The organism is Streptomyces sp. NRRL B-24572 (genome assembly GCF_002156145.1).
Taxonomy (GTDB): Bacteria; Actinomycetota; Actinomycetes; order Streptomycetales; family Streptomycetaceae; genus Streptomyces; species Streptomyces vietnamensis.
This window is the reverse complement of sequence record NZ_MWIG01000151.1, coordinates 1-6045: the sequence shown is the minus strand read 5'-3', so window position 1 is coordinate 6045 and position 6045 is coordinate 1. Positions and strand designations below refer to the sequence as shown.

The window sequence follows — 6045 nt, the reverse complement described above, 5'->3', positions numbered from 1 at the left end:
CGGGCCCGGGCCCGTGTGCCCACGGTGGACGGCGGGGCGGCCGTGAGGGCCCCGGGGGCGAGCCCCGGGGCCCTCACGAGCGGCGGCTACAGGTTGCCGCGCTTCTCCTGCTCGCGCTCGATCGCCTCGAACAGCGCCTTGAAGTTGCCCTTGCCGAAGCCCATCGACCCGTGACGCTCGATCATCTCGAAGAAGACGGTCGGACGGTCCTGGACCGGCTTGGTGAAGATCTGCAGCAGGTAGCCGTCCTCGTCGCGGTCGACGAGGATCTTCAGCTCGCGCAGGATCTCGACGGGCACGCGCGTCTCGCCCGCCCACTCGCCGAGCGTGTCGTAGTACGAGTCGGGGGTGTCGAGGAACTGGACACCGGCGGCCCGCATGGCGCGCACGGAGGCGACGATGTCGTTCGTGGCGAGGGCGATGTGCTGGACGCCGGCGCCGCCGTAGAACTCCAGGTACTCGTCGATCTGCGACTTCTTCTTCGCGATCGCCGGCTCGTTGATCGGGAACTTCACCTTGAGGGTGCCGTCCGCGACGACCTTCGACATGAGCGCGGAGTACTCGGTCGCGATGTCGTCGCCCACGAACTCCTTCATGTTCGTGAAGCCCATGACCTTGTTGTAGAAGCCGACCCAGTCGTTCATCTTGCCGAGCTCGACGTTGCCGACGCAGTGGTCGATGGCCTGGAAGGTGCGCTTGGCCGGCGGCTCGACGATCGGCTTGGCGGAGACGAAGCCCGGCAGGTAGGGGCCGTCGTAGCCGGAGCGCTCGACGAGGGTGTGGCGGGTCTGGCCGTAGGTGGCGATGGCGGCGAGGACGACGGTGCCGTTCTCGTCCTTCAGCTCGTACGGCTCGGTGATGCCGGTGGCGCCGTGCTCGACGGCGTAGGCGTACGCGGCGCGCGCGTCCGGCACCTCGATCGCCAGGTCGACGACGCCGTCGCCGTGCTCGGCGACGTGCTCGGCGAGGAAGCGGCCCCAGTCGGTCGCGACCTTGATGACGGAGGTGAACACGAAACGGGCGGAGCCGTTGGTGAGGACGTAACTGGCGGTCTCGCGGCTGCCGTTCTCCGGTCCGGAGTAGGCGACGAGCTTCATGCCGAAGGCCGTGGAGTAGTAGTGCGCGGCCTGCTTGGCGTTGCCGACGGCGAAGACGACCGCGTCCATTCCCTTCACCGGGAAGGGATCGGCCTGCCGCGCGGTGGTCGGGGTGTGATCGATGGTCTCAGTCATGGGAGCAGAGTCCCGCTGCTCGGCAAGGTGCGCAAGAGTTTGCTGATCTGCTGGTCAATCTGCACAGCGACCGGCGAGTATGGCCGTGCGACTTGTACATCCTGACCATGAAGGGGCCGCTGTGGCGATCGATCATTTGGACGGCCGGCTGATCGCGCTCCTGGCGCGCGAGCCGCGCATCGGGGTCCTGGAGGCCTCCCGGCGCCTGGGGGTGGCGCGCGGCACGGTGCAGGCGCGGCTCGACCGGCTGCAGGCGAGCGGGGTGATCCGGGGTTTCGGGCCGCAGGTGGACCCGGCGGCACTCGGCTATCCGGTGACGGCCTTCGCGACGCTCGAGATCAAGCAGGGGCAGGGCGCGGACGTGCGGGGACATCTGGCGACGGTGCCGGAGGTCCTGGAACTGCACACGACGACGGGCCACGGGGACATGCTCTGCCGGCTGGTCGCCCGCTCGAACGCGGACCTCCAGCGGGTGATCGACAAGGTGGTGGCCTTCGAGGGGATCGTGCGGGCGTCGACCGCGATCGTGATGGAGAACCCGGTGCCGCTGCGGATCATCCCGCTGGTGGAACAGGCGGCGGCGGGCGAGCCGACGGGGTAGGGAGCGACGCGGGCGAGAGTTGCAAAGAAGTCTCTGCAAAAATCCCTTGCAGAGACTTCTTTGCAACTCTACGGTGGAGCCATGGCCGAGCACGAAGAGCAGTCCCCGGAGCCCGACGCGGGGCTCGCCACGCAGCCCGACGCGGGGCTCGCCACGCAGCCCGTCGAAACCCTGACCCGCACGCTCGACCCGCACTCCCTGCGCGCCCTCGCCCACCCCCTGCGCATCCAGCTCCTGCGCGCCCTGCGCCGCTACGGACCCGCCACCGCCTCCCAACTCGCCGACCGGCTCGGCGAGTCCAGCGGCGCCACCAGCTACCACCTGCGCCAGCTCGCCGCCCACGGCTTCATCGTGGACGACCCGACGCGCGGCAAGGGCCGGGAGCGGTGGTGGAAGGCGGCCCACCAGGGGACGAGCTTCGACGAGACGCTCCACAAGGACCCCGACCCCGAGGTCCAGGGCGCCCTCGACGTCTTCCTGCACGAGATCGCGACCATCCACACCCAGGAGCTGTCGACCTGGGTCGCCACCCGCCACACCTGGGACGAGGCCTGGGCCGGCGCCTCGGACTTCAGCGACTTCAAGCTGCACCTCCCGCCGGAGCGGCTGCGCGAGCTCAACCAGAAGATCCACGCCCTGATCAACGAGTACAGCGCCACCGCCGACCCCGACGCACCGGGCGCCGAGCGCGTACGGATGCACCTGCACGCGTTCCCGCAGCACAACGACTGACGGAAGGAACCACGGAGTCATGCACGCCGACATCCACCTCCAGCTGCACCACCTGAACGCCGTCCAACTCCACCGCGCCGCCGAGGCCCCGGCCCCCGCCGTGACCGCCCCGCCGCTGCGCGTCCAGCTCGGCTGGCGGCTCGTCGAGCTGGGTCTGCGCCTGGCCACCCCCGCGGACCGCCCGATCGCCTTCGCCGCATGACCGCGCCGGGGGGACGCGAAGCGGGCACGCCGAAGCGCGACCGCTTACCACTGGCCACCGTCCTGGCCGCCAACGCCATCTCCATCAGCGGCAACTCACTCACCCTCATCGCCGTCCCGTGGTTCGCCCTGGACATCACGGGCAGCCCCGGCAAGGCCGGCCTCGTCGCCTTCTGCGCCGCCCTGCCCGTCCTCCTCTCCGCGATCGTCGGCGGCCCCGTCATCGACCGGATCGGCCGCCGCCGGGTCTCCATCGGCTCCGACCTCGTCTGCGCCCTCGCGCTCACCGCCGTCCCGCTGCTCAACCACGCCGGCGCGCTCCGGTTCTGGATGCTGTGCGCGCTGATGGCCGTCACCGGCCTCTTCCACGCCCCCGGCGAGACCGCGCGCAACGTCCTCACGCCCGACCTGGCCGAGCGGGCCGGCACCCCGCTCTCCCGCGCCACCAGCTTCTACGACGCCGTCTCACGCGGCGCCCGGATGACCGGCGCCGCGCTCGCGGGCCTGCTCGTGGCACTCCTCGGCGCCGACACCGTCCTGTACGTGGACGCCGCCACGTTCGCCGTCTCCGCGCTCCTCGTCCTCCTGGGACTGCGCGGGATACCGTCCGCCGAACCGGCGCGCGGAGCGCCGCCGTTGTCCCTCGCCGTGTACCGCGCCGACCTGCGCGAGGGCTATGCGTTCATCCTGCGCACCCGGCTGCTCCTCGGCGTGAACGTCATGGTGATGTTCACCAACGGCCTGGCCCAGAGCTGGAGTTCGGTCCTGCTCCCGGTGCACGCCCGGGAGGAGCTCGGCGGGTCGGCGGCGCTCGGCCTGCTCGTCGCCGTCTTCGGCGGATGCGCCCTCACCGGCGCCCTGCTCTACGCGGCGTTCGGCCACCGCCTCCCCCGCCTCCCGGTCCTCGCGGTCGGCTTCCTCCTCTGCGGCGCCCCCGTCTACGTGACGGCGGCCCTCACCGACACCACCCCGCCGCTGCTCCTGGTGATGGCGCTCGGCGGGCTCGGAGCCGGGGTGCTCAACCCCATCCTCGGCGCGGTCTTCTACGAGACGGTCCCCGAGGAGCTGCGCAGCCGGGTCGGCAGCGCCAGCACGGCCGGCGTGCTGCTGACCACCCCGCTCGGCGGGGTGGCCGCCGGCTTCCTGGTGGAGCGGATGGGCATCACCGCGACGCTGCTCACCGTCGGCGGGCTGTACTTCCTGGCCACGCTCAGCCCGCTGGTCTTCCCCTCCTGGCGGGCGATGGACGCGCCGCGCGGCACACCGGCCGCCGACGCGCCCGCGCCCGCGACCGCGGGCAAGGGCGAGGGCAAGGGCAAGGGCAAGGGCGAGGGCGAGGGCGAGCTCAGCAGCTCGGGACCTTCGACTCCTGCCCCTGCTCCAGGGCCCGCAGGGACGCCACCGCGTCGCTGAGCGCGGTGACGGGCACGAGCCGCAGGCCCTTGGGCTGCTCGGCCTTGGCGTCCGAGCACTCGTCCTTCGGTACGAGGAAGACGGTGGCCCCGTCCCGGGCTGCGGCCTGCGTCTTGAGGGACACCCCGCCGACCGCGCCGACGGTGCCGTCCGGCTCGATCGTGCCCGTACCGGCGACGATCCGGCCGCCGGTGAGGTCGCCGCCGTCCCCGTCGCCGTCCAGCTTGTCGACGATGCCGAGGGAGAAGAGCAGCCCGGCACTGGGCCCGCCGACGTCGGCGAGGTGCAGGGTCACCTTCACCTTCTCGGGATCCTGCTTCAGGTACCCGAGCGCGGCGAGGGTGGCCGCGTCCTGCGACTCCTTCATCTGCCCGAGGTTGTGCTTCTCGATCTCCTCGTCGGACTGCCCCGAGGGGTAGACGGAGTCGTGCGGCAGGACGGCCCGGTCGGTACGGAACCAGGCGTCGGTCACGTCCGCGAGGTCCACGTCCGTGGACGGCCCGGTCGCGAGGATCGTCGTCATCCGCAGCTGGCCCTTGGTGGGCCGGACCGGGGCGCCGGTGATGGTGATGACCTCCTTGCCCTGGTCCTTGCCGAGCACGTCGGCGGTCGTGCCGGGCTGCGCGATCGCGTACGGCAGCGGCGCGAGCCCGACGACGGCGAAGAGCGCGGCGACGGGCAGGGCGCAGAGCGCGAGGGCGCGGGGACGGGAGAGGCGGGAGAGCACGCCCCCAATCTACTGGGGCGCGCGCCGGTGCCGGGCTACCGGGAGGTGGCGGTCGAAGAAGGACCTCAGCCCGTGCCGTACGCGGGCCGTCGCCGCCGCCGGGTCTCCGGCCCCCACGAGCGCGGCCCTGGTGTCGGCGGTGACGAGGCCGGCGGCCTGGAGCTGCGGGACGAGGTGCGCGTAGTCGCTGAAGATCCAGTGGTTGGCATCGGTCAGCAGGACGCGGCGGGCGGGCAGCCCGGCCCAGGAACGTTCCAGACGGTCGGCGTGCTCGAATCCGTCCGTACGGAACATGAGCAGCGGCCGGTCGAGGCCCGCCACGAGCTCCGGGTCGAGGTCGAGGTACCCCTCCAGGTTGACGCCGGCGGCGATCCGGTCGTCGGAGGCCAGCGCGTGGACGGCGGCGGTGCCGCCCGCCGAGTGCCCGTACACGCCGATCCGGCGCAGGTCCATGACGGGGGCGAGGGGCAGGCCGGGAAGCCGGTCGAGGAGGAGACGGAGGTCCGCGACCCGGGTGTCGATCATGGTGCGGAAGGTCGCCGGGTCCGGGTCCCCCCGAAGGACGGTCCAGCGCATCCCGCTCGGCAGCTCCACCTGGCTGGCGTCGCCCGGGTGGTCGACGAGGACCACGATCCGGCCGTGGCTCGCGAGGTCCTCGGCGAGGGTCGTGCCGAGGGTGCGGGAGTCGCCGCCGCCCGGCGTGTAGACCAGCACGGGGCGGCGCCCCGGGAGCGGGGGCGCGTCCACGTGCCCGTGGGTGAGGACCGCGCCCCAGTCGACGCCGGCCTCGGGGAGCCCGGGGTGCACCAGGGGCGCCAGGCCGGCGAACTCCCCGGCCTCGTCAGGGGTGAGCTGCGGGGCGCGCGGGAAGCCGCGGACGGTACGGGCCGGGTACAGGACGCTGATCTTCACCTCGCGTACGGCGGCGGGCTCCCACGGGTCGTTGCGGGAGGTGTCCGTGAGGACGAAGGTGCGGAGGCCGACGGGGTGGGGGCCGGTGGGCGCGGGCAGCCGGAGCGCGGCCGGTCCGTCCGCCGCCCGGGCGGCTCCGGAGCCCGGGCCGAACAGGACGGCGGCGGCGCCGAGGAGGGCGCCCTTGGCGACGGTACGGCGGCTGGGTGCGGGGTGCGGTGTCATGC

Annotated in this window: 7 protein-coding genes; 4 read left to right on the top strand and 3 right to left on the bottom strand. The window is 72.7% G+C overall.

Features of this window, described 5'->3' with window-relative positions:
* Positions 1-86: 86 nt before the first annotated feature.
* On the bottom strand, positions 87-1232 hold the full coding sequence (gene hppD / locus CCN56_RS09715; protein ID WP_086825541.1) for a 4-hydroxyphenylpyruvate dioxygenase: 1146 nt from the start codon (positions 1230-1232) through the stop codon (positions 87-89).
* 121 nt (positions 1233-1353) lie between these two features.
* On the opposite strand from hppD, the gene CCN56_RS09710 reads away from it, so the two are divergent.
* The 4 genes from CCN56_RS09710 (at position 1354) to CCN56_RS09695 (ending at position 4179) form a co-directional block, all read left to right on the top strand.
* Positions 1354-1833: an Lrp/AsnC family transcriptional regulator gene (locus CCN56_RS09710; RefSeq protein ID WP_041129450.1), complete on the top strand. Its 480-nt coding sequence runs from the start codon at positions 1354-1356 to the stop codon at positions 1831-1833.
* 81 nt (positions 1834-1914) lie between these two features.
* Complete coding sequence (locus tag CCN56_RS09705) at positions 1915-2565, top strand: transcriptional regulator (RefSeq protein ID WP_086825539.1); 651 nt, start codon at positions 1915-1917, stop codon at positions 2563-2565.
* 19 nt (positions 2566-2584) lie between these two features.
* Positions 2585-2767, top strand: a complete 183-nt coding sequence (locus CCN56_RS09700; RefSeq protein ID WP_086825537.1) for a hypothetical protein — start codon at positions 2585-2587, stop codon at positions 2765-2767.
* Positions 2764-4179: an MFS transporter gene (locus CCN56_RS09695; RefSeq protein WP_086825535.1), complete on the top strand. Its 1416-nt coding sequence runs from the start codon at positions 2764-2766 to the stop codon at positions 4177-4179. Before CCN56_RS09700 ends, CCN56_RS09695 begins: the two co-directional genes overlap by 4 nt.
* On the opposite strand, the gene CCN56_RS09690 is transcribed toward CCN56_RS09695, so the two are convergent.
* Both CCN56_RS09690 and CCN56_RS09685 read right to left on the bottom strand, forming a co-directional pair.
* Positions 4112-4906, bottom strand: a complete 795-nt coding sequence (locus CCN56_RS09690) for a S16 family serine protease (RefSeq protein WP_041129453.1) — start codon at positions 4904-4906, stop codon at positions 4112-4114. The two genes, CCN56_RS09695 and CCN56_RS09690, sit on opposite strands and share 68 nt — an antisense overlap.
* A gap of 9 nt (positions 4907-4915) precedes the next feature.
* Positions 4916-6043 carry an acetylhydrolase gene (locus CCN56_RS09685; protein ID WP_086825533.1) on the bottom strand — a complete coding sequence of 376 codons (1128 nt, stop codon included), beginning with the start codon at positions 6041-6043 and terminating at the stop codon, positions 4916-4918.
* Positions 6044-6045 lie beyond the last annotated feature (2 nt).